This is a genomic window from Rodentibacter trehalosifermentans (assembly GCF_002000545.1).
GTDB lineage: Bacteria > Pseudomonadota > Gammaproteobacteria > Enterobacterales > Pasteurellaceae > Rodentibacter > Rodentibacter trehalosifermentans.
The window spans coordinates 1-23,128 of the sequence record NZ_MLHL01000037.1 but is presented as its reverse complement, the minus strand read 5'-3'; the positions used below and the strand labels follow the sequence as shown (position 1 = coordinate 23,128).

Genomic DNA, 23,128 nt, shown 5'->3' with positions numbered 1-23,128 from the left:
ACCGCACTTTAAACCTTTAACTCCGACAGGAGAACATTTGTGAAAGACTTAGTTAAGTTTCTAAAAGCACAGTCAAAAACCAGTGAAGATTTTGATGTGATTAAAATTGGGTTAGCCTCACCGGATATGATCCGTTCTTGGTCATTTGGTGAAGTGAAAAAACCTGAAACCATTAACTACCGTACGTTTAAACCTGAACGTGATGGTCTTTTCTGTGCGCGTATCTTTGGGCCGGTAAAAGATTATGAATGCTTATGCGGTAAATATAAACGTTTAAAACACCGTGGTGTGATTTGTGAAAAATGTGGCGTTGAAGTGACACAAACCAAAGTGCGTCGTGAACGTATGGGGCACATTGAATTGGCTTCACCGGTGGCACACATTTGGTTCTTAAAATCTCTTCCATCCCGTATCGGTTTATTACTTGATATGCCGTTGCGTGATATTGAGCGTGTTCTTTATTTTGAAATGTACATTGTGACCGAACCGGGCATGACGGATTTAGAACGTGGTCAATTATTAACAGAAGAGCAATACCTTGATGCCGAAGATCGTTGGCAAGATGAATTTGAGGCCAAAATGGGGGCAGAAGCCATCCAAGATCTGTTAAAAGGTATGGATCTTGAAGTGGAATGTGAGAAATTGCGTGAAGAGTTACAAGAAACCAATTCTGAAACAAAACGTAAGAAAATCACTAAACGCTTAAAATTGCTCGAAGCTTTTGTACAATCCGGTAATAAACCGGAGTGGATGGTAATGACCGTATTACCGGTTCTTCCACCGGATTTACGTCCGTTAGTGCCCCTTGATGGCGGTCGTTTTGCGACCTCTGATTTGAACGATTTATACCGTCGTGTTATTAACCGTAACAACCGTTTAAAACGTTTATTGGATTTGATTGCACCGGATATTATCGTACGCAACGAAAAACGAATGTTACAAGAATCCGTTGATGCTTTATTAGATAACGGTCGCCGTGGTCGTGCGATTACCGGTTCTAACCGCCGTCCGTTAAAATCGCTTGCGGATATGATTAAAGGTAAACAAGGTCGTTTCCGTCAAAACTTATTGGGTAAACGTGTGGATTACTCCGGTCGTTCCGTAATCACTGTAGGGCCATACTTGCACCTACATCAATGTGGTTTACCGAAGAAGATGGCATTGGAATTATTCCGTCCGTTTATCTATGCGAAATTAGAAAGCCGTGGCTATGCAACAACCATTAAAGCGGCGAAGAAAATGGTTGAGCGTGAAGACGCCATTGTTTGGGATATTCTTGCGGAAGTGATTCGTGAGCACCCAATTCTACTCAACCGTGCGCCAACCCTTCACCGTTTGGGTATTCAAGCCTTTGAGCCGATCTTAATTGAAGGTAAAGCCATTCAATTACATCCACTCGTTTGTGCGGCGTTTAACGCGGACTTCGACGGTGACCAAATGGCGGTTCATGTGCCATTAACCCTTGAAGCACAATTAGAAGCCCGTGCGTTGATGATGTCTACCAACAACGTGCTTTCACCGGCAAACGGTGAGCCGATTATTGTGCCATCACAAGACGTGGTGCTAGGCCTTTACTATATGACCCGTGACAAAGTGAACGGTAAAGGTGAAGGCATGTTATTGCAAGACCCAAGAGAGGCGGAAAAAGCCTATCGTACCGGTCAGGCTGAATTACATTCTCGTGTCAAAGTGCGTATTACTGAATATGAGAAAAATGAAGCCGGTGAGTTTGAAACAAAAACCACACTTACCGATACCACCATTGGTCGTGCCATTTTATGGATGATTGCACCAAAGGGGATGCCGTATGCATTGTTCAACCAAACCTTAGGTAAAAAAGCCATTTCAAAACTGATTAATGAAGCTTATCGCCGTTTAGGTTTGAAAGAATCAGTGATGTTTGCCGACCAAATTATGTACACCGGTTTTGCTTATGCAGCCCGTTCCGGTTCATCAGTGGGTATTGATGATATGGTCATTCCGGAGAAGAAATACGAAATTATTTCTGCGGCGGAAGAAGAAGTGGCGGAAATTCAAGAGCAATTCCAATCCGGTCTTGTAACCGCCGGTGAGCGCTATAATAAAGTGATCGATATTTGGGCGGCAGCGAATGAACGTGTTGCCAAAGCGATGATGGAAAACTTGTCGCAAGAAGAAGTGATCAACCGTGAAGGTAAACCGGAAAAACAAGTTTCTTTCAACAGCATCTTTATGATGGCCGATTCCGGTGCGCGTGGTTCTGCGGCACAGATTCGTCAGCTTGCCGGGATGCGTGGTTTGATGGCCCGTCCGGACGGTTCGATCATCGAAACCCCAATCACCGCTAACTTCCGTGAAGGGTTGAACGTACTTCAATACTTTATCTCTACCCACGGTGCGCGTAAAGGTTTGGCGGATACCGCATTGAAAACCGCAAACTCCGGTTACTTAACCCGTCGTTTAGTGGATGTAGCACAAGACTTGGTTATCGTGGAAGACGATTGTGGTACCCACGAAGGCTTGGTGATGACCCCATTAATTGAAGGGGGCGATGAAAAAGTGCCACTTCGTGAGTTAGTACTAGGTCGTGTTGCGGCAGAAGATATTTATAAACCGGGAACAGAAGAGGTTCTCATTGCCCGTAATACCTTATTAGATGAAAAACTCTGTGATGTATTAGATGAAAACTCTGTGGACAGCGTGAAAGTTCGCTCGGTAGTAACCTGTGATACGGATTATGGCGTGTGTGCGAAATGTTACGGTCGTGATCTTGCTCGTGGTCACCTCATCAACCAAGGTGAAGCTGTGGGTGTTATCGCTGCGCAATCAATCGGTGAGCCGGGTACACAGCTAACCATGCGTACCTTCCATATCGGTGGTGCGGCATCGGCGGCAGCGAAAGAGTCCAGCGTACAGGTGAAAAATACCGGTACATTGCATTTAATTAATGCCAAATTCGTGACCAATGACGAAGGTAAACTTGTCTTAACTTCGCGTAATACCGAATTAACCGTCACCGATGCCTTTGGTCGTACCAAAGAGCATTATAAAGTGCCTTATGGTGCGGTGTTAAACAAAGGGGATGGTCAAGAGGTTAGCGCAGGTGAAACCGTCGCAAACTGGGATCCGCATACGATGCCAGTGGTGTCTGAAGTGGCAGGTTTTGTGAAATTCGTGGATATTGTGGATGGTTTAACCGTAACACGTCAAACCGATGAATTAACCGGCTTGTCTTCCGTTGTGGTCCAAGATGTGGGTGAACGTGCAACCGCAGGTAAAGATTTACGTCCAACCATCAAATTGGTGGATGCAAACGGTGATGATATCTTCTTGCCTGAAACCGATGTAATCGCTCAATACTTCCTACCGGGTAAAGCTATCGTCAGCTTAGACGATGGTGCGGCAGTGAAAGTGGGTGAACCATTGGCGCGTATTCCACAAGAATCGGTAGGAACCAAGGATATTACCGGTGGTCTTCCACGCGTGGCAGACTTATTCGAAGCCCGTAAGCCAAAAGAGCCGGCGATCTTGGCAGAAATTTCAGGTATCGTTTCTTTCGGTAAAGAAACCAAAGGTAAACGCCGCTTGTTGATTACCCCAACCGAAGGTGAAGTTTATGAAGAGATGATTCCAAAATGGCGTCAGCTCAACGTATTTGAAGGTGAAATGGTACAACGTGGTGATGTGATTTCTGATGGTGCGGAAACACCACATGATATTTTACGTTTACGCGGCGTGCGTGCGGTGACCGAATATATCGTCAATGAAGTGCAAGATGTTTACCGCTTACAAGGGGTAAAAATCAATGATAAGCACATCGAAGTCATTGTTCGTCAAATGTTGCGTAAAGCGGTGATCACAAAAGCTTACGATTCTGAATTCCTCGAAGGGGAGCAAGTGGAAGTGGCTCGTGTGAAAATCGTCAACCGTAAACGTGAAGCAGAAGGCAAACCATTGGTGGAATTCGAACGTGAATTATTGGGTATCACCAAAGCCTCTCTTGCAACGGAATCCTTCATCTCGGCGGCATCGTTCCAAGAAACCACACGTGTGCTTACCGAAGCGGCTGTGGCAGGTAAACGTGACGAATTACGTGGCTTGAAAGAAAACGTGATCGTGGGTCGTTTAATCCCGGCTGGTACCGGTTTTGCCTATCACCAAAACCGCATTAAAAACCGCCAAAAAGCAGCGGAACTTGCGGTGGAAGCGATTGAACAACCTGTTTCAGCTTTCGCAAGCGATGCGGATATCGAAGCGGAATTTGAGTTTATCGCTGACGATGCCACGCAAAACCTTGCGGCATTATTAAATTCTGAAATGGAAGATTAATTTTGCAGATAGATTAAAGAAAAAGCCCCGAAAGGGGCTTTTTTTATTGGGGATAATAGGGATAATTACTTAGCGATGAGGAGCAAAAGTGCGGTCATTTTTACTAAATTTTACGGTATTATGCAGCAGTTGCACAACATTACTTTTTTGTTATCTTGTAGGGACACACTGCGTGTGTCCCTATGTTCTGTTAAAATTTCTGTTTTTGTGCATTTGCTACATAATACCGAAATTTTAGGATTTTTTAGAAATAGTTTAGAAATTTTAGAATAGTTCTATTTTTTATCTTATGTTAAACTTTTCTCACATTTTTGTACTATCGCCATTTCTCCGTTGCACCTCGATTTCGTTTCCCTTCAAAAGTTTTATCTTCTTCATTCAAGAGTGAGATGATATTCAATGACCTGTCGTATTTTGTCATCACAGGATAGCTGAGGCTTGAATACCTAAAATATCCAAAGCTGAGCAGGCGGTGACATCCTGTGCGAAAAATTCAACTAATCTTTCTTTGTCTGCTTTTCTTTAATTTACAATGAGTTATCTTCATTTTTATAGACCGACATACTTGCAAATCTAGTTCAGACCCTAAATTTTTTTATTTTTATTGACAACTGTTTTTTTTTTTAGAATAGGAAAGTTTTTAGTTTATTTCTGTCAGGTAAGGATTCTATGGCACACTTCGGCTTTCCTCTCGAAACAATTATTGTCTTTTTTGGTGTCATTGCGCTATCTGTTTATTTAGATTTATTTGCCCACCGTAATAGCAAAGAAATTAGCGTAAAAGATGCCGCACTTTGGTCGATATTTTGGATTGGCTTGGCGCTCTGCTTCTATGTTTATTTGTGGCTTCGCTTTGATGCAGAATGGGCTGATCTATACCTTGCCGGTTATGTTTTAGAAAAGAGTTTATCTATTGATAATTTAATGGTATTTGTTGCTATTTTTGCTTCTTTTGGAATCACAGGAAAACTTCAACACCGAATTCTTTACTGGGGGATTATTGGTGCATTAATTTTCCGCGCTATTTTTGTAGTAATTGGAACAGGATTATTTTCCGCAAGCCCTTGGGTTGGTTTCGTTTTTGCTATTTTTGTCATTTGGAGTGGGTGGAAAATGCTCAAAAGTGGTAATGATGAGGAGGAAGAGATTGAAGATTATTCAAACCATTGGAGTGTACGCTTAACCGGCAAACTTATGCCAATTTATACCAAACTTTTTGGTGAGCGCTTTCTTGTTAACCATTCAGAAATGAATGCTGAACAAGTTGCTTCAACGACACGTCAAGGCTTGAAATACGTTACACCGGCGTTTCTTTGTTTAATGGCAGTTGAGACATCAGATGTTGCTTTTGCCTTCGACTCTGTGCCTGCGGTGATTGCGGTAACACAAGAGCCATTATTAGTTTATGCTGCAATGATTTTCGCCATTCTTGGTTTGCGTAGCCTCTATTTTATTTTAGCCGCTTTAACCAAATACCTTATCCACCTCGAAAAAGCGGTTATCGCCCTGTTGTTCTTTATAGGTGTCAAAATGGGAATTCAATCTTGGAACCATGCAATCAGCGACACCGGTATTCATATTTCACCAAACACGAGCTTATTTATCGTATTGGGCGTGTTAGCTATAGGGGTGATTGCCTCGTTTATTTTCCCTGAAAAAGAAAAATAGGAGTAGAGAATGTCAACAAAAAAACGGACTTTTTTAACTGTTTGTAGTTTGTTGGCTGGTTTTGCAATGGCTAATCAGCCTTACACTGCGCCACCAACGTCTTTTACTCAAGGCTATGTTCCGGTTATTTCCGATGCCCAGATGGAGCAATGCGTAGAAATTTATAATCAAGCAAAATGGTTAGGTAAGGCGCTACAAAATACCTATATCGATCAATATTCGCAGGTTTCCGTCAATAATTATAACGATAAAGTGGCTCAACATCAGCAAATGATTAATTGGTTTAACCAAAATTGTGCCGGAAAACAATCTCGTTCTGCTTGCGAAGCGGCAAGAGAATTAAATCGTAAAAATGGTATGGAAACACAACGTTGTTATTGAAGGAAATTATGTTAAAAAATAAGTATTTAACTAAAATCTGCTTATCATTATTAGCACTTGTATTTGCCATAGAAATTTTTAGTTTTGTTATTTTGGTTTATACCAAAATATTTTTAAATAAAATTGAAAATGGCACCATCACTGAAGCAGAGCTTAGTTTTGCGGATTGGATTGAAATGTATGGCGCAAAACTGGATGGCTTTTATTATCTTGCTTTGTTTGTTTTTGCGATTGCCTATTTAGTGTGGTTGTATAAAGCCCACGTTAACCTCTCTGCATTAGGCGCAAAAAATCTAAGATATAGCCACGCGAGCGTAGTTTGGTGGTGGTTTGTACCAATTGCTAACCTGTGGAAACCTTATTCCGTCTTTAAAGAAGTGATTACACAGAGCCAACAAGTAATGTTTGGTTCGGTTCAACGTAAAAAATTTCAGGTATTCCTTCTTATTTGGTGGCTTTTACATTTTCCCTCTTCGATTTTGAACGCTATTTTGAAAAGAATTGGTGAATTACAGACCCTCAATGGATACCACTTCCTTCTCAATGCAACATTATTGCAATATGTATTTGTGATTACGATGAGTGTGATGATCTTTTATCTCATTTATAACGTGGATAAATGGCAGAAAAAAGCTAATCAATCTAAACCGGTTTCATTACAAAAATCTTACTAGGAGAAAATTATGCGTCGTTTACCCGTTTATCTATTAGTAGATACTTCCGGCTCAATGATGGGTGAAGCCATTGAGGCGGTTCGTAATGGTTTACAAATGTTAGTTTCGGCTTTACGCCAAGATCCTTATGCATTAGAAACCGCTTATTTATCAGTCATTACCTTTGATAGCCACGCAAAACAAGTGACACCTTTAACAGAATTAATGCGTTTTCAGATGCCTGATATTCAAGCTTCAGGCGTAACGGCAATGGGCGAAGCATTAACCCTATTGGCGGATTGCATTAATCGAGAAGTGCAAAAAGGTTCAGCGGAAGTAAAAGGCGATTGGAAACCTGTTGTATTTTTACTTTCAGATGGATTACCAACAGACGATTTACAAAAAGGGATCAAGGCAATTCGTCAAGTGAAAACAGGTACTTTTGTCGCTTGTGCTGCCGGTGCGGGGGCTGATACGAATGTATTAAAACAAATTACGGAAACCGTGGTTTCGCTTGATACCGCAGATGCTAACTCTATTAAAGCCTTCTTTAAATGGGTCTCAGCGTCTATTTCTGTTTCAAGTCAAAAAGTGGACTTAAATAAAAAAGACGTAGGCAGTTTACACGAATTGCCTCCACCACCGGCAGAATTAAATATTGTGCTATAAACCAATGGGGCGGCGTTTCTCTGCCTATTATGCTAGCTTAAAAACCGTTAAATTATGTCTAGACGACTTCTCACTTATATTTGTATTGACACTTCCGGTTCAATGAAAGGTGAGCCTATTGAAGCGGTGAATGTAGGTTTGCAATCGCTATTATCCGCATTGCGACAAAATCCTTATGCATTGGATAGCGTTTATCTCTCAATCTTTACCTTTGATAGTGAAATCAAAAATATACTTCCTTTGACCGCACTTGAAGATGTGACGCTCCCAACGGTTAGCACACCGGACAGCGGCCCGACTTTCTTAGGGAAGATGTTGGAAGAATTGGCAAGTGCGGTACAAAAAGAACGAATTTTGGGGTCTACCAATCAAAAAGGTGATTGGCGCCCGATCTTGATCTTACTTACCGATGGCAAGCCTTCAGATGTAATGGCTTACAACAATGCTATTCCTCTGATTAAATCCTTGAATTTCGGCAATATCGTTGCCTGTGCAGCAGGCCCTAAAGCGGATCCTAATATACTTAAAAAATTAACGGATACCGTTGTTTCTTTAGATACGATGGATTTAAACAGTTTTGCCCAATTTTTCCAATGGGTTTCTGCTTCAGTGGCACAAACAAGTGTTAGTGTTGGTGCTCCGACAAGCAATTCTCTACCGCCTCCGCCCGATGAAATCAACATTGTGTTATAAGGAAGAATTATGCGTCGTTTACCTGTTTATCTTGTGATTGATATTTCCGAAAGTATGGTGGGCGAAAATATTCGCCAAATGCAAGAAGGAATGAACCGCTTGGTTAATCAATTAAGACGAGATCCTTATGCTTTAGAAGCCGTTTATCTTTCCGTTATTGGTTTTGCCGGTGTAGCCGGCACACTTGCACCACTGACTGAATTGATGAATTTCTATCCCCCTCGTTTACCCATTGGTTCAGGTACTTCTATTGGCACCGCATTAAATCACGCAATGGATTGTATGGATAAAGACATTATCCTCAGCACAGCGGAACAAAAAGGTGATTGGAAACCTTTGGTTTATGTTATGTCGGACGGCTCAAGCACGGATGATACCGGTAAAGCTATTCAACGCTGGAAAGCGACATTTAAACAGCGAGCCAAGTTGATCAATATCGGCATTGGCAAATTTGCTGACTTATCAACATTAAATGAAATCGCCGATCTCACTTATCGTTTAGATGATGCAGATATTGAGCGTGTTTATCAGGCATTGTGTGAAACGATTGCAAGTTCAATTAGTAGTCAAAGCCGTTCTCTTGGTCTTGAAACACCGGTATCACTCAATAAAGAATTATTGGAAAACAACGCAATTTCATTAGCCAAAAATAGTGAAGAATTGACCGCACTTGATGAGAATTATGCCATTGTTATGGGATTATGTCGCAAAGTGAAATTGCCTTATTTAATGAAATGGGAACGTTTTGGGGAGGTGATATTTGGCGATGCGGAATATCACTATGTCGGTGCTTATGCACTCGAAAAAGATTATGAAGATTGGTCAGATAATCGTCCAAATAATCAAACGATAAAATCTTCACAATTAATTGGCGGTGGTGGTTGTCCTCATTGTGGCGCTCCTTTTGCTTTTGCAATGTGTGATTGTGGGCAGGTTTTCTGTATTGATGGTTTAGGCGAGGCGGTTTGTCCGAAATGCCAACAAGATTGCTTTTTCGGTTTCGATCCTGAAGGTGACGATTTTGAGATTAACCGAGCTAGGGGCTAGTAATGAATGCATTAGATCAACTTCAACAAGCTAAATCTTGGTTGGGGCAAGCAGATGAGAAAACGATTGACGCTTTTGCTGCGCAACATACGACTTTAGTTCATCTGTTTGCTGAAACGCTGCTTAATTTTCGGCGGGGAATAGAAAACGTGAAAATCATAATGCCAACAGAAAGAACAACCGTGCAAAACAGAGTGCCCAGTATTCAGCTTGAGAATGCTAAACAAGATGAACCTTATTTTTGTAAGCCAAATAATGATGTTTTGATTAAAGAAATTCGTTTTTTGCAAACCTGTGGTTTAAGCTGGAATGCTGATCAAAAAGTGGTTGAAGGCACACCTACGATAAGTGGTGAAGTTCAACTTTCTTTTTTATTGGAAGAGGGGGCTACCGCATTAGGGACACTTTGGATCAATCCTAACCCGAAAAAACTTTGGAATAATATTTCCAGTGATCAAAATGACCGCTTTTGGAAAGTAGACAGTGCAAGCGATGAAATTTCAACAAAATTTGGCAAATTACTGGCAGCAAGAATGCGTGGTCGTTCTCACGCTCATAAAGGCACTTGTTGCGATGATGATTTTGCTATGACTTTCCACGAAAAAAGCGGTGTGCATTTTATTGCTGTTGCAGATGGTGCCGGCAGCGCAGAATTTTCTCGCTTCGGTTCAAAATTAGCGGTAGAGGCAGCCAAAGAAAAAGTATTGGAACAGCTGGAACAAAATGAAAAATATCAGGCGATTGCAGCTGTTTCTGAAATGAAGAAATTAAAGGGAATAGCGAATGGTTTGTTGTTGCAAGCGGTGCAAGCGGCTTTTTTCGCCCAAGAAAGACAAGCGGAAAAAGAACAAATCCCTGTGAAATCCCTCTCTTGTACCTTGTTGTTGGCATTAACTTTGCCTCTTGAGAATAACCAATGGTTTACCGCCGCTTATTGGATTGGCGATGGCGCTGTCGCCATTTTAGATTTAGGTTTTCCAAAAGTGAAATTATTGGGCGAAGTGGATACCGGTAGCTATTCAGGTGAAACCCTCTTTTTAAACCGTGCTGAAATTGAACCGGAAAAACTGATTTCTCGGATCTATACCGATCTGCAAGATTATGCACCGATCTTAATGTTGATGACTGACGGTGTTTCTGATCCTAAATTTAAAACAGACGCTAAATTGCAAAGCATAGCGGCTTGGCAAGATTTATGGTCAGAATTGAAATCGCCGCTACAAGCTGAAAATCCGGCTAAAACCTTAGAACAGTGGTTAGATTTTTGGTCAAAAGGCGAACACGATGATCGCACTTTGGCAATGTTCATTCCGAAATCTGAGTGGGATGGATTGGTAAATCAGCAGCAAAGTTTGACCGTTTGTGAAACAAATGAACGGGGATTATTAGCAAACGAACCAAACGATAGCGTACAAAAAAATACTGAAGAAAAAGTGTTAGAAAATGGAGAAAGAGAGGCACAAGACACCGCTAAAAATGGTATTGAAGACAAGGGCGAGCGTACCATTAACGTGACACATAATAACATAACAACAACGATTACTCTCAGTAAAGCGAGTGACCGGGTATTGGATAATCAGGGAGTAAATCAATGAGCCAAATTATCCGTTTAACCGCCACGAATGGGCAAAAGATTGAATTTGTCGATGAAGTTAAAGCCCAGGGTGGTATGAAAGATGTAATGTTTTCGCCTAATAAAGATTATGTGGTGGCGTTTTTTCGTGAATCAGCCGATCAGGAAACCAAAGAGCGGTTAGAAATGATTACTGATACTTACCGAAAACGCATTTTTGAACAAGAAGGCGGAGAATATCTGAAAAAGTTATTTTGTTGGCCTACTGCGGTGGTGGAGTATCAGGGTAAGTTAGGTGTTGTGAGTCCTTTTTATCGAGATTGTTTTTTCTTTCAATACGGCAGTCGTCATAACGATATGTTGCAAATTAAGGGAAAAGATAAAGACGGCAAATGGTTTGCTTCAGCCTCCAATCGCAATAAATTTCTCGACCCGAAAGAATTGGGCGACTGGATGTTGCATTTGAAAGTCTGTTTGATGTTAGCGCGTGCGGTGCGCAGAATGCATATGGCAGGATTAAGTCATAGTGATTTGGGTTATAAAAACTGTTTAATTGATCCGACAACCGGACAAGCTTGTCTGATTGATATTGATGGCTTGGTTGTCCCGGGAAAACATCCACCCACAGTCGTTGGTACACCGGATTTTATTGCGCCGGAAGTTGTGGCAACCCAACATTTGGATAAAAAAGATCCTAAACGAAAGCTACCAAGCCGAACGACCGATCTGCACGCCCTTGCAGTACTGATTTATATGTATTTGCTTTACCGGCATCCACTTCGAGGCGACAAAGTTTTTGATATGAATGATAGCCAGCGAGATGAAGAATTGGCAATGGGTGAAAAAGCACTCTTTATTGAGCACCCAAAAGATAAAAGTAATCGCATAAAAGTTGCCAATCTTCGCCCAACGGAATTGCCGTGGAAAGATACAGATAAAATCCCTTACAAAATTACCGGACCTTATTTAAGTGCATTATTTGAGCGTGCATTTATTTCTGACTTGCATAATCCGGCAGGTAGACCGACTGCCGATGAATGGGAGCAGGCTTTAGTAAAAACCGTTGATTTATTGCAACCGTGTAGAAACCCACAGTGCGAACAAAAATGGTATGCCTTTGATAATTCGACTAAACCTAAATGCCCGTTTTGTGGGGTGCCACATCAAGGAAAATTACCGGTATTAAATCTTTATTCTGCTGCCCCTAATGGCAGTTATCGTCCGGATAATCACCGCATTATGGTCTATGACGGACAAGGCATTTATAAATGGCACGCTGACACACGTATTTTCCCGAACGAAAAACTCAAAGCTGCCGATGCTCAACGAATGGGCTATTTCCGTTTCTATCAAGGCGACTGGTGGCTGATAAATGAACATTTATCACAAATGGTTAATGTTAAAACCAAGCAACCTATTGCCATTGGTGAAAAGGTGAAATTGGAAGAAGGTGGACAAATTCTACTACAAAAAGGTGAAGGAGGACGCTTACTTATCGTTCAGATCGCTGGTGCGTAAGTGCGGTCATTTTTTTATGAATTTTTACAAAAAATAGGAGTAAACAATGGCAATTTCTTTAGCAAAAGGACAAAACGTTTCATTAAGTAAAACGGATCCAAGTTTAAAAAATGTATTGGTTGGTTTAGGTTGGGATTCTCGCTCTACTGATGGGCAGGATTTCGATTTAGATGCCAGCATTTTTATGACAGCTGAAAATGGCAAAGTGCCTTCAGATAGTTATTTTATTTTCTATAACCAATTGCGCTCACCTTGTGGTGGTGTTGAGCATACCGGTGATAATTTAACCGGAAATGGTAGTGGTGATGATGAAAGCGTGCTCGTAAAACTCGATCAGATTCAAGGTGATATTAAATCACTCTTTATTACCGTCACCATTCACGAAGCAGAAGCTCGCCGTCAAAACTTTGGGCAAGTAAGTAACGCTTTTGTTCGTTTAGTGAATAATGATACGAATGAAGAAGTGGTTCGTTTTGACTTATCGGAGGATTACAGTACAGAAACCGCAATGGTTTTCGGCGAAATTTATCGTCATAACGGTGAATGGAAATTTCGTGCTATTGGGCAAGGCTATTCAGGTGGATTATTTGCACTTTGCCAACAATATGGTGTAAACGTAGGGTAGGAAAATAAAATGACAATCTCATTAAGTAAAATTACCTTAGAGAAACAAGGCGATAGCCACAAGATTGATCTCTCCAAAGCCTCTGATCAACAAATTACGATCAACTTAAATTGGTCGCAACAGAAAAAAGGCGGTTTCTTTTCCGGTCTATTTGGTGGTAATAAAGAAATTGATTTGGATTTAGGCATCTATTGGGAACTCAATGACGGCACAGCAGGAATGATTGACGGTTTACAATTCTCTAAAGGGCGTGGTGGTGCGCGTAATCAATTAAGCCGTCAAGGACGTTATACCGATTTTCCGTGGGTGTGGCATTGTGGTGATGATCGCAGTGGTAGTAGTGAAGGGGGGGAAAATATCTTAGTCAACCCAAAAGGCATTCAAGATTTACGCCGTTTAGTAGTGTACTGCTTTATTTATGAGGGCGTAGCTAACTGGGCACAATCTGATGCGGTGGTGACAGTAAAAGTCCCAAATCAGCCTGAAATTGTGGTTGAAATGGGCAAGCAACGTGATCACCGCACTTTCTGCGCTATTGCCGCCATTGATTTCTTTGGCTCACAAATGGCCATTCGTAAAGAAATCAATTTCTTTAACGGACACGCAGAATGCAGCCAATATTACGATTGGGGATTTGAATTTTCGGCAGGATCGAAATAATCACAATAACTCACCCTAAATAAACCTGTGTTGATGAGATCAACACAGGTTTTTTACTTTTCATTCTGTATATAAACATCGCAGAAAAGTGCGGTCATTTTTACTAAATTTTACGGTATTATGTAGCAAATGCACAAAAACAGAAATTTTAACAGAACGTAGGGACACACTGCGTGTGTCCGTTATAAAAATCAATTATTTCAATATGTTAAAATTCGGACACACGCAGTGTGTCCCTACAAGATAACAAAAAAGCAACATTGTGCAACTGCTGCATAATACCGAAATTTTAGGATTTTTTAGGAATAGTTTAGAACTTTTTAGAATAGTTCTATTTTTTTATCTTATGTTAAACTTTTCTCACGTTTTCGCAGTGAGGAGCATTTTAATGAAAACAATAAAACCTTTCCCTTTACCCACCGGCTATTTCGGTATTCCCCTTGGTTTGGCTGCGCTGTCTTTGGCGTGGTGGCATTTGGCGGACTTCTTCCCTTGGGGGCAAATGATGAGTGATGTGATCGGCATTACGGCAATGATCGTTTGGTTAGCCTTTATTGCTATGTATGGGTATAAATTGCGTGATTATTTTCACGAAGTGAAGGAAGAGTATCGTTGCCCTGTTCGCTTTTCTTTTCTTGCGTTGATTCCTATTACCACAATGTTAGTTGGTGATATTGTCTATCGTTGGAATCCTGTGATAGCGGAAGTGATGATTTGGCTTGGAACCATCGGGCAATTACTGTTTTCTTCTTTTAGGATAAGTGAACTCTGGAAAGGGGGGATTTTTGAGCAAAAATCAACACGCCCCCCCTTTTATTTACCCGCTGTCGCCGCCAATTTCACCAGTGCAAGTTCACTGGCTTTACTGGGGTATTATGATCTTGGCTATTTATTTTTGGGTGCCGGTTTCATTTCTTGGATAATGTTTGAACCCGTATTGCTCCAACATCTACGCATTTCTTCCTTAGAACCGCCTTTCCGAGCCACCATGGGGATTATCCTTGCTCCCGCATTTGTTGGCACATCCGCTTATCTTGCCGTTAATCAAGGGGAAATCGATACTTTCGCCAAAATCCTATGGGGCTATGGCTTCTTGCAGATGTTTTTTTTATTGAGAATTTTCCCTTGGATTATTGAAAAAGGCTTAAACATCGGTTTATGGGCTTTCTCATTCGGCTTAGCCTCCATGGCAAATAGTGCGGTTGTTTTTTACCACAACCAAGTGCTATCCGCCATTGCCATATTTGCCTTTATCTTTGCAAATTTGATGATGGGATTACTTGTGTTGATGACCTTGTGGAAGTGGGTGAAAAGGGAGTTTTGGGTGAAGTAAAGAAAAACGGTTGTGATATGACAACCGTTTTTTACTTTCATTATTTGATTGAGATCCCCCCCAACACGCTCACCAACACCTCCCAATATGTCTGCACCGCTGAGATTTGTACTTTTTCATCCGGTGAGTGGGCGTTGCGGATGGTCGGACCTAAAGACACCATATCAATATGCGGATAATGCTCTTTGAGTAAACCGCATTCCAAACCTGCGTGGATGACTTTGATTTCCGGTTCTTTACCTAATACTTCAGCATAATGTTTTTTCGTTAGGTTGAGAATGGCGGAGTCGTTCACCGGTTTCCAACCCGGGTAAGGGGCGGAGAATTCGGTTTTTGCACCGGCTAAAGTGGCAACGGAACTTAATAGCTCGGTCACATAAGCCTTACCGCTTTCAATCAATGAACGGACTAAAATCGTGCCTTTTACTTTGTCGCCCTCAGTTTTTAATACGCCGATACTGAGCGAGCTTTCCACCACATTTTTAATCACATCACTGTTGCGAATCACGCCGTTTGGTAAGGCATTGAGCAAGTGAATCACGGTTTTTGTGCTTTGTTGAGTGAATACTGTTTCAGCTTTATTTATCGGTTCAACAAAGAGGGTTAAGTTTGGCTCGGCAATGGCTAATTCTTCTTTGAGTAAAACCTCCAGATTTTTGACCGCACTTTCAAGGGCATTAAGATCACCATTGAACGCTAGTACGGCAGCTGCTTCACGGGGAATGGCATTGCGAATAGAACCGCCACGGATTTCCGCTAAGGCAAAGTGCGGTTGGTTTTGGGAAAGTTTTGCCAGTACCCGTGCTAACAGTTTAATAGCATTGGCTCTGCCCGTGTGAATATCGCAACCGGAATGCCCGCCACGCAAGCCTTTTAAGTTTAGCTGAACGCAATGCTCGAAATGGTTGGTTTCCCGTTCAATGGGTAATGCCAAGTTAGCGTTAATTCCCCCAGCACAACCTATGTAAATTTCACCAATTTCTTCCGTATCCATATTAATGAGAATGTCTGATTTTAACCAGTTACGGCGAAGATTTAATGCACCATCCATACCGGTTTCTTCTGTCATGGTAAGCAACACCTCAAGCGGGGGATGGGCGATATCCTTACTTTCTAACACCGCAAGGGCAGAGGCTAAACCAATGCCATTGTCCGCCCCTAGCGTTGTACCCTGTGCTTTCACCCAATCGCCCTCAATATAAGGACGAATTGGATCTTTGGTGAAATCGTGTGGATTGCCTTCATTGGCTTGCGGCACCATATCCAAATGCGCCTGTAACGCAACCGGTGTGCGATTTTCCATGCCAGCCGTTGCCGGTTTGCGAATCAGCACATTGCCTGCCTCATCCCGTTCTACAAAAAAGCGTTTTTCTTTTGCCCAATTGACAATGAAATTTGCCAAGGCTTCTTCATGGTGAGAAGGATGAGGGATAGCACAAATTTGATCAAACCATTTCCATAATAATTGGGGTTGTAGTGTTGCAATTTCAGACATATTCGCTCCTGTTTGACGAAAAATTTCACGAAATAATAGCATAAAACCTTGTTTCAGGTTATCCTTACGCAATTTTTATTTATTGATATTAAGGTGCAATTATGAGCGAAAAATATGTGGTGACTTGGGATATGTTCCAAATGCACGCCCGCAAATTATCAGAACGTTTACTTCCCGCTTCTCAATGGAAAGGCATTATTGCTGTGAGCCGTGGCGGGTTATTTCCGGCGGCAGTATTAGCGCGTGAATTGAGCATTCGCCACGTAGAAACCGTTTGTATCGCCAGTTATCACGATCATAAAAATCAAGGCGAACTACAGGTGCTACACGCTGCGGAAGTGCCAAATGGGGGCGAAGGCTTTATTGTAGTGGATGATTTGGTGGACACCGGCAACACCGCCCGTGCCATTCGTGAAATGTACCCTAATGCTAAATTTGTTACCGTGTTTGCTAAACCGGCAGGGGCAGAATTAGTGGACGATTATGTCATTGATATTCCACAAAATACTTGGATTGAACAACCTTGGGATTTAGGTTTAATGTTTGTTCCCCCTCTTGCGAGAAAATAAGCCTAAATAAAAGAGCGGTTGAAAATCCTGAGGATTTGACCGCTCTTTTCTTTCCAGCCTTGAACTAGGCGTTTTTATCATCAATTAAAATACTTTCTAACGCAATTTCAATCATTTCGTTGAAGGTTAGTTGACGTTCTTCCGCACTGGTTTGCTCGTGGGTGCGGATGTGGTCGGATACCGTACAAATGGTTAATGCCCGCGCGCCATATTCTGCTGCTACACCATAGATCCCGGCGGCTTCCATTTCCACGCCAAGAATGCCGTATTTTTCCATTACATCGAACATTTCAACATCCGGTGTGTAGAATAAATCGGCAGAGAACAAGTTACCTACTTTTACCGCAATGCCTTTTTCTTTTGCGGCAGCAACTGCGGCACTGGCTAAACCAAAATCCGCAATGGCGGCGAAATCATTGTCTTTGAAACGAATGCGGTTTACTTTAGAATCCGTACAAGCCCCTAACCCGATCACCACATCACGCAATTTGACATCCATTTTTACTGCGCCGCAAGAACCGACACGAATGATTTTTTTCACGCCATATTCGGTAATTAGTTCTTTGGCATAGATTGAGCAAGATGGGATTCCCATGCCGTGTCCCATCACCGAGATTTTACGACCTTTATAAGTGCCGGTGAAACCAAGCATATTGCGTACATTGGTCACTTCCTTGACATCATCTAAAAATGTTTCTGCAATATATTTCGCACGAAGCGGATCGCCTGGCATTAACACTGCATCAGCAAATGCACCTTCCGGCGCGTTAATATGTGGAGTCATAATATTTACCTCTTTTTTGACTATTATTTGAAAGAAATGCACCACGTTAACCGTGGCGCAAAAGTATATTAAAAATTAACCGCACTTTTATAGCACTGCACCGCTTAAGCCGATAAAGAAACCGGCAATGGTTGCGCTCATTAAGTTGGCTAATGTTCCACCTATAACGGCTTTTAACCCTAAACGGGCGATGTCGCCACGGCGATTCGGTGCCATACCGCCCAAGCCGCCAATTAGGATGGCGATGGAGCTAAAGTTTGCAAAGCCACAAAGTGCAAAAGTAATAATAGCTTTGGTTTTTTCGGTTAATACAACAGGCGTATCCGGTTGTAAATATTTTGTGAATTCAAGGTAGCCGACAAATTCGTTTACGGCCAATTTCAGCCCGATCATTTGCCCTGCAATGGCTGATTCTTCCCAAGATACACCGATTAAGTAGGCAAGCGGTTTAAAGACCCAACCGAAGATTGCCTGTAATGTTAAATCGTTGTAGCCGAACCAACCACCAATACCGCCTAAAATACCGTTGATGAGTGCGATTAATGCTACAAATGCAATCAACATTGCCCCTACGTTTAAGGCTAATTGCATACCGGCACTTGCACCGCCTGCCATTGCCTCTAATACGTTTGAAGGTTTTTCACTATCGTCAGCATCCGGTTGCATATCGGTAAATTTTTCGGTTTGCGGGTAAAGGATTTTTGCGAATAATAAACCGGCCGGTGCTGCCATAAATGAGGCGGCGATTAAGTAAGTGAGCGGAACCCCCATACCGGCATAGCCAGCCATTACCGAACCGGCGATAGAAGCCAATCCACCCACCATAATGGCAAACAATTCAGATTCTGTCATTCGGCTGATGTAAGGTTTTACTACTAATGGCGCTTCGGTTTGTCCTACGAAAATATTTGCTGCAGCCGACATGGATTCTGCTTTTGAGGTACCCAATACTTTTTGTAATGCACCACCGATGATTTTAATCACCACCTGCATAATGCCTAGGTAATAAAGCACGGATATTAAACCGGAGAAGAACACGATAATCGGTAACACTTTCACAGCAAAAATAAAGCCGACATTGCTTGGGTCAGCCAATCCGCCAAAGACGAAGTTAATCCCTTCGTTACCGTAATCAATGACATTTTGCACTGCATTTGCGGTTGCTCCCAATGCTTTTTGCCCTGCCGGCACATACAAAATAAGGGCGGCAAATCCAATTTGGATTGCAAACGCCCCTATCACTGTTCGCCAATTAATCGCTCGGCGATTATTTGAGAATAACAATGCGATGGTAATCAACACCACCATACCAAGAATGCTCATTAAAACACTCATAGACACCTCAGAATCGTTAAAGATAAAATTGGCATCATTCTACTGTTTTTTTGCTAAATTGTGTGAACTTTTTCCCAAAAAAGTAACACAATCCTTCAATAAATTGCCAATATGTGATCGATACCGCATTTTTTGTATAAGAGCTAGCTGGCCCAGTGTTCTCACCATCTAATTTTTGTGTTGGCACAATAAGACACCGAGCTCCAAAAGTGCGGTCATTTTTTACCTTATTTTACACTGAAGGTTAAGGAGAAAGTCGTTCACGAACCCATTGATTATTTTCAAGACGATAGCGAATACGGTCGTGCAGGCGACTTGGGCGACCTTGCCAAAATTCTACGCAATCCGGGACAACGAGATAGCCGCCCCAATGGGATGGGCGAGGAACATTAATGGGATGTTTTGCCGCTATCAGCGCTGCTTTTGTTAAGAGCGATTGATAGCCGGAAATAACCGCACTTTGCTCACTTGCCCAAGCACCAATACGGCTGGTATAAGGTCGGCTGGCGAAATACTCGTCAGATTGTTCGTCCGGGATTTTCACTGCTTTACCTTCAATCCGCACTTGACGTTCCAGTTCCGCCCAAAAGAATGTCAGCGCCACATAAGGGTGATGTTCAATAGCACGCCCTTTATGGCTGTGGTAGTTCGTGAAAAAGACAAAACCTTGTTGATTAACTTCTTTAAGTAATACCATACGGCTACTTGGTCGATGATTTTCATCAACGGTTGCAATATTCATCGCTGTAGGTTCATTAACTTGGCTTGTTATTGCCTCGTTCATCCACAATTCAAACTGTGAAAGGGGATTTTTATGGCAATCATGTTGTGAGAGCACACGTTTACGGTATTCCTCTCGAATATTATGCAAATCCATTTTCGTCTCCTGTTAAAAAAGCCCTTATGAGAAATAAGGGCTTAACATATCAATGTGATAGACTATTTACCATCCACGCTCACACCATAAAAAGCATCATAACCAAATGGGCTTTGAACATAGCCTTTTACACGAGGACTGAGCGGTGCAAAACCAACGGAGTGTGCTACCGGAATCCAAGGGGCTTGCTCATGTGCAATCACTTGGGCTTGTTTATAGAGGGCCGCACGTTCTTCTCTGTTGGTTAAGCCAATGGCTTTGTCTAATAACGCATCAAATTCGGGATTTTTGAAGCGTGCCAAGTTGGAATTGCCTGCATTGGTACTTGCTAATAATGGCGATAAGAAGTTATCCGGATCGCCGTTATCGCCCGACCAGCCGAAGATACCTGCCGTTAATTCGCCGGCTTTTGCCCGTTTTTGATAATCCGCCCATTCATAGGTCACCGGGTTGGCTTTCACGCCGATTTTTGCCCAATCTGCCATCACAAGCTCTGCCATCCGTTTTGGATTTGGGTTAGAGGCACGCACCACCGGTTGAATCCAGAAATCTGTTTCAAAACCGTTCGGATAACCCGCCTCAGCTAAAAGCTGTTTCGCTTTTTCCGGATCGTAAGGATAGTCTTGAACCTCATCGTTATAGCTCCAAATCGTTGGTGGTAATGGATTTTTCGCCGGTGTGCCTGCACCTTGATAAACCGCATCAATAATAGCTTTTTTATCTACCGCATAATTTAATGCTTGGCGAACTTTCACATTATCAAAAGGGGCTTTTTCCGTGTTAAAGGCAATATAAGCCACGTTTAACCCTTTTTGTTCTAATAATTGAACTTTAGGATCGGTTTTCATTTTGGCTAAGTCCGCCACATTTGGGAACAAGATTAAATCACAGGTTCCGGCTTGTAATTTGGCATAACGGGTGGTGGCATCCGGCACAATGCTAATCACTAAGCGATCAAGTGGCGTGCGGCCTTTCCAGTAATTTTCATTGGTGACATATTGTGCAGCCTGGTCAATTTTATAATCCACAAAGATAAAAGGACCCGTCCCCACAGGACGATGATCAATGGTTTCCGGTTTGCCCGCTTTTAGCATCGCATCAGCATATTCCGCAGAATAAATAGAAATAAAATCCATACCTAAGCTTGCCAAGAAGGTGGCATCTTTTTTATTTAAAGTGATACGCACCGTATTATCATCGACTTTTTCCACAGATTTTAATAAATCAGGAAATTTCATTGCTTTGAAATAAGGATAAGTCCCTTTTGACACATTGTGATAAGGGTGATTTGGATCTAACTGACGTCGGAATGAGAAAAGCACATCATCAGCGTTGAAATCACGAGTTGGAGTAAATTCTTTCGTGGTATGGAATTTCACGCCTTTGCGGAGATGGAAAGTATAGATTAAACCGTCTTCGCTAATCTCCCAACTTTCAGCTAACGCCGGCTCGATATCGGTTGAACCTTTTTTAAACTCGACTAATCGGTTATAGACTTGTTGTGAGCTGGCATTATAAGAGGTTCCCTCCATCACCAGTGCCGGGCTAAAACCTAAAGGGGCTTTCGCCGTGCAATACACAAACGTATTATTTGATGAGGCGGAATGATTTGCTGCTTGTGCATTTTTATCCGAAGTGCCTGATTGATCACAGGCGGCTAAAAATAAGGAAGCCGTCACAAGTGTTAAGGTTGTTTTTAGTTTCATAATGTATCCTCTAATTGAAAATAAAACCGATAGAGACGATCCGTTTTTCAGGAAAAATTGAAATGGTGTGTTTGAGTTTACCGATAGCAAAAAATTTATCAACTGTTGTTATTCCATTAAAAACCTTTCTGATGAATATTTTCCAAAAACTTATGCGCTCCAGATAAAAATGGGCGTACTTTGTACACCCATTCTTTATTTCAATTTTAAAGTGACAGTCAAACTACAACGATTAAAAACACCATCAATTTTGACCGCACTTTTCGTTAATTAAAATTTCCAGCCAATTGCGGCACCTCCAGCATAATCACCTGAGTTATTGGCACTTCCTCCAATATTAATAATCATACGACCGTTATCCGTTACTTTTGAATAGCCGACAGCAATCGCAGAGGCACCACGGTAAGTGCCGCCTCCAAGACTCAACATACTTTCTCCGGCACGAGAGGATTGTGGTAATAAACTCATTGCTACAGCCGATGCAATACCGCTGCGTAAACGGCGATCAACACGATTGATACGACTATGAACTTCTCCCATATTTAAGGATAGTTTTTGATTAAAGTAGCCTAAATTGACGGCATCAGTCGCATCTTTAGGATCGGCAACATTGGTTACCCGTACAGGTTTATCCGAACCACTATTAACTCGAACAACTTCTGTTTGACGTTGAACATCTTTACCCGATTCAGGATCAACGTAAACTAATGGTCCTTCCATTTGCAATTGTGTCAATGCCTGACTTAGCGTTTTCTTATCGGTATCACCATAAATATCAAAGTTGCCTTCAATATCCGAGTTACCTAAATCAATCTTGGCATCATCCGCAAGTGTTAGGGAATTATTAATCGTGACATCTTGTAAGATGGTATTTCCTTTAACCTCGAAATCTTTTTCAACCGTTAAATTTCCTGAAACTGTTGAATTGCCTTGCACTAAACTGTCACCGGCAACCGTACTATTTCCACCTACGGTTAAATCTTTCGTAATTGTCACGTTGTTTGTTACGTTGAGATCCTTAGTGGTCGTTGTGCCTTCAATTGTCGCATTGCCTTTCACGGTGCTGTCACCTGCAACGGTGCTATTACCGCCCACTCTTAAATCTTTAGCGGTAGCTGCCGTCTAGGTGACTGTCAAATCTTTGGTTGAAGGTGTGCCGTTGACGGTCACATCTTTCTCAAAGGTGGCATTGCCTTTCACCAAGCTATCACCGGAAACGGTGCTATTACCGCCC

At 42.0% G+C, this 23,128-nt stretch carries 19 protein-coding genes; 13 read left to right on the top strand and 6 right to left on the bottom strand.

Annotation, left to right across the window (positions count from 1 at the left end; genetic code table 11):
* Window positions 1-39: 39 nt before the first annotated feature.
* From rpoC to tehA, 12 genes are all read left to right on the top strand, one after another.
* Window positions 40-4,308 carry a DNA-directed RNA polymerase subunit beta' gene (rpoC, locus tag BKK52_RS07045; RefSeq protein WP_077478373.1) on the top strand — a complete coding sequence of 1,423 codons (4,269 nt, stop codon included), beginning with the start codon at window positions 40-42 and terminating at the stop codon, window positions 4,306-4,308.
* A 669-nt stretch (window positions 4,309-4,977) separates the two neighbouring features.
* Entirely contained in the window at window positions 4,978-5,976 is a 999-nt protein-coding gene (locus BKK52_RS07040; RefSeq protein ID WP_077421217.1) for a TerC family protein, read from the top strand.
* 9 nt (window positions 5,977-5,985) lie between these two features.
* The gene (locus BKK52_RS07035) at window positions 5,986-6,357 is read left to right on the top strand and encodes a hypothetical protein (protein WP_077414300.1); all 372 of its coding nucleotides are present in this window, start codon (window positions 5,986-5,988) and stop codon (window positions 6,355-6,357) included.
* 8 nt (window positions 6,358-6,365) lie between these two features.
* Window positions 6,366-7,031 carry a DUF4328 domain-containing protein gene (locus BKK52_RS07030; RefSeq protein ID WP_077414302.1) on the top strand — a complete coding sequence of 222 codons (666 nt, stop codon included), beginning with the start codon at window positions 6,366-6,368 and terminating at the stop codon, window positions 7,029-7,031.
* 9 nt (window positions 7,032-7,040) lie between these two features.
* Complete coding sequence (locus tag BKK52_RS07025; protein ID WP_077478371.1) at window positions 7,041-7,679, top strand: vWA domain-containing protein; 639 nt, start codon at window positions 7,041-7,043, stop codon at window positions 7,677-7,679.
* Between the two features lie 54 nt (window positions 7,680-7,733).
* A complete protein-coding gene (locus tag BKK52_RS07020) occupies window positions 7,734-8,372 on the top strand; it encodes a vWA domain-containing protein (protein WP_077478369.1) in 639 nt (212 codons plus the stop codon).
* Window positions 8,373-8,381: 9 nt separating this feature from the next.
* Window positions 8,382-9,419 carry a TerY-C metal binding domain-containing protein gene (locus tag BKK52_RS07015; protein WP_077478368.1) on the top strand — a complete coding sequence of 346 codons (1,038 nt, stop codon included), beginning with the start codon at window positions 8,382-8,384 and terminating at the stop codon, window positions 9,417-9,419.
* Between the two features lie 2 nt (window positions 9,420-9,421).
* Entirely contained in the window at window positions 9,422-11,014 is a 1,593-nt protein-coding gene (locus BKK52_RS07010) for a PP2C family serine/threonine-protein phosphatase (protein WP_077478366.1), read from the top strand.
* Entirely contained in the window at window positions 11,011-12,510 is a 1,500-nt protein-coding gene (locus tag BKK52_RS07005) for a helix-hairpin-helix domain-containing protein (RefSeq protein WP_077478364.1), read from the top strand. The genes BKK52_RS07010 and BKK52_RS07005 overlap by 4 nt, the downstream gene beginning before the upstream one ends.
* A 46-nt stretch (window positions 12,511-12,556) precedes the next feature.
* Window positions 12,557-13,135 (top strand): TerD family protein, encoded by a 579-nt coding sequence (locus BKK52_RS07000; RefSeq protein ID WP_077414318.1) that lies wholly within the window; start codon window positions 12,557-12,559, stop codon window positions 13,133-13,135.
* A 9-nt stretch (window positions 13,136-13,144) separates the two neighbouring features.
* Window positions 13,145-13,795 carry a stress protein gene (locus tag BKK52_RS06995; RefSeq protein ID WP_077414321.1) on the top strand — a complete coding sequence of 217 codons (651 nt, stop codon included), beginning with the start codon at window positions 13,145-13,147 and terminating at the stop codon, window positions 13,793-13,795.
* Between the two features lie 388 nt (window positions 13,796-14,183).
* Window positions 14,184-15,128 carry a dicarboxylate transporter/tellurite-resistance protein TehA gene (gene tehA, locus BKK52_RS06990; protein ID WP_077478362.1) on the top strand — a complete coding sequence of 315 codons (945 nt, stop codon included), beginning with the start codon at window positions 14,184-14,186 and terminating at the stop codon, window positions 15,126-15,128.
* A gap of 40 nt (window positions 15,129-15,168) precedes the next feature.
* Here tehA and pepD read toward each other — a convergent pair whose 3' ends face one another.
* Entirely contained in the window at window positions 15,169-16,623 is a 1,455-nt protein-coding gene (gene pepD, locus BKK52_RS06985) for a beta-Ala-His dipeptidase (RefSeq protein WP_077474269.1), read from the bottom strand.
* Window positions 16,624-16,724: 101 nt separating this feature from the next.
* On the opposite strand from pepD, the gene gpt reads away from it, so the two are divergent.
* Window positions 16,725-17,192, top strand: a complete 468-nt coding sequence (gene gpt, locus BKK52_RS06980) for a xanthine phosphoribosyltransferase (protein ID WP_077417316.1) — start codon at window positions 16,725-16,727, stop codon at window positions 17,190-17,192.
* 64 nt (window positions 17,193-17,256) lie between these two features.
* On the opposite strand, the gene deoD is transcribed toward gpt, so the two are convergent.
* From deoD to BKK52_RS06955, 5 genes are all read right to left on the bottom strand, one after another.
* Entirely contained in the window at window positions 17,257-17,976 is a 720-nt protein-coding gene (gene deoD / locus BKK52_RS06975) for a purine-nucleoside phosphorylase (RefSeq protein ID WP_077421083.1), read from the bottom strand.
* Between the two features lie 87 nt (window positions 17,977-18,063).
* Window positions 18,064-19,311, bottom strand: a complete 1,248-nt coding sequence (locus BKK52_RS06970) for a NupC/NupG family nucleoside CNT transporter (protein WP_077421084.1) — start codon at window positions 19,309-19,311, stop codon at window positions 18,064-18,066.
* A 244-nt stretch (window positions 19,312-19,555) separates the two neighbouring features.
* On the bottom strand, window positions 19,556-20,188 hold the full coding sequence (pdxH, locus tag BKK52_RS06965; RefSeq protein WP_077474268.1) for a pyridoxamine 5'-phosphate oxidase: 633 nt from the start codon (window positions 20,186-20,188) through the stop codon (window positions 19,556-19,558).
* A gap of 62 nt (window positions 20,189-20,250) precedes the next feature.
* Window positions 20,251-21,894 (bottom strand): ABC transporter substrate-binding protein, encoded by a 1,644-nt coding sequence (locus BKK52_RS06960; RefSeq protein WP_077478360.1) that lies wholly within the window; start codon window positions 21,892-21,894, stop codon window positions 20,251-20,253.
* Window positions 21,895-22,164: 270 nt separating this feature from the next.
* Window positions 22,165-22,989 (bottom strand): YadA family autotransporter adhesin, encoded by an 825-nt coding sequence (locus tag BKK52_RS06955; RefSeq protein WP_077478358.1) that lies wholly within the window; start codon window positions 22,987-22,989, stop codon window positions 22,165-22,167.
* Window positions 22,990-23,128: the final 139 nt, after the last annotated feature.

What these genes read in the sequence shown, in the direction of transcription:
- BKK52_RS06960 (WP_077478360.1), bottom strand. Translation starts at nt 21,894, where the DNA reads ATGAAACTAAAAACAACCTTAACACTTGTGACGGCTTCCTTATTTTTA.
- BKK52_RS06995 (WP_077414321.1), top strand. Translation starts at nt 13,145, where the DNA reads ATGACAATCTCATTAAGTAAAATTACCTTAGAGAAACAAGGCGATAGC.
- deoD (WP_077421083.1), bottom strand. Translation starts at nt 17,976, where the DNA reads ATGACTCCACATATTAACGCGCCGGAAGGTGCATTTGCTGATGCAGTG.
- BKK52_RS07040 (WP_077421217.1), top strand. Translation starts at nt 4,978, where the DNA reads ATGGCACACTTCGGCTTTCCTCTCGAAACAATTATTGTCTTTTTTGGT.
- BKK52_RS07010 (WP_077478366.1), top strand. Translation starts at nt 9,422, where the DNA reads ATGAATGCATTAGATCAACTTCAACAAGCTAAATCTTGGTTGGGGCAA.
- BKK52_RS06970 (WP_077421084.1), bottom strand. Translation starts at nt 19,311, where the DNA reads ATGAGTGTTTTAATGAGCATTCTTGGTATGGTGGTGTTGATTACCATC.
- BKK52_RS07000 (WP_077414318.1), top strand. Translation starts at nt 12,557, where the DNA reads ATGGCAATTTCTTTAGCAAAAGGACAAAACGTTTCATTAAGTAAAACG.
- tehA (WP_077478362.1), top strand. Translation starts at nt 14,184, where the DNA reads ATGAAAACAATAAAACCTTTCCCTTTACCCACCGGCTATTTCGGTATT.
- BKK52_RS07015 (WP_077478368.1), top strand. Translation starts at nt 8,382, where the DNA reads ATGCGTCGTTTACCTGTTTATCTTGTGATTGATATTTCCGAAAGTATG.
- BKK52_RS07025 (WP_077478371.1), top strand. Translation starts at nt 7,041, where the DNA reads ATGCGTCGTTTACCCGTTTATCTATTAGTAGATACTTCCGGCTCAATG.
- gpt (WP_077417316.1), top strand. Translation starts at nt 16,725, where the DNA reads ATGAGCGAAAAATATGTGGTGACTTGGGATATGTTCCAAATGCACGCC.
- BKK52_RS07035 (WP_077414300.1), top strand. Translation starts at nt 5,986, where the DNA reads ATGTCAACAAAAAAACGGACTTTTTTAACTGTTTGTAGTTTGTTGGCT.
- BKK52_RS07005 (WP_077478364.1), top strand. Translation starts at nt 11,011, where the DNA reads ATGAGCCAAATTATCCGTTTAACCGCCACGAATGGGCAAAAGATTGAA.
- pdxH (WP_077474268.1), bottom strand. Translation starts at nt 20,188, where the DNA reads ATGGATTTGCATAATATTCGAGAGGAATACCGTAAACGTGTGCTCTCA.
- pepD (WP_077474269.1), bottom strand. Translation starts at nt 16,623, where the DNA reads ATGTCTGAAATTGCAACACTACAACCCCAATTATTATGGAAATGGTTT.
- BKK52_RS07030 (WP_077414302.1), top strand. Translation starts at nt 6,366, where the DNA reads ATGTTAAAAAATAAGTATTTAACTAAAATCTGCTTATCATTATTAGCA.
- BKK52_RS07020 (WP_077478369.1), top strand. Translation starts at nt 7,734, where the DNA reads ATGTCTAGACGACTTCTCACTTATATTTGTATTGACACTTCCGGTTCA.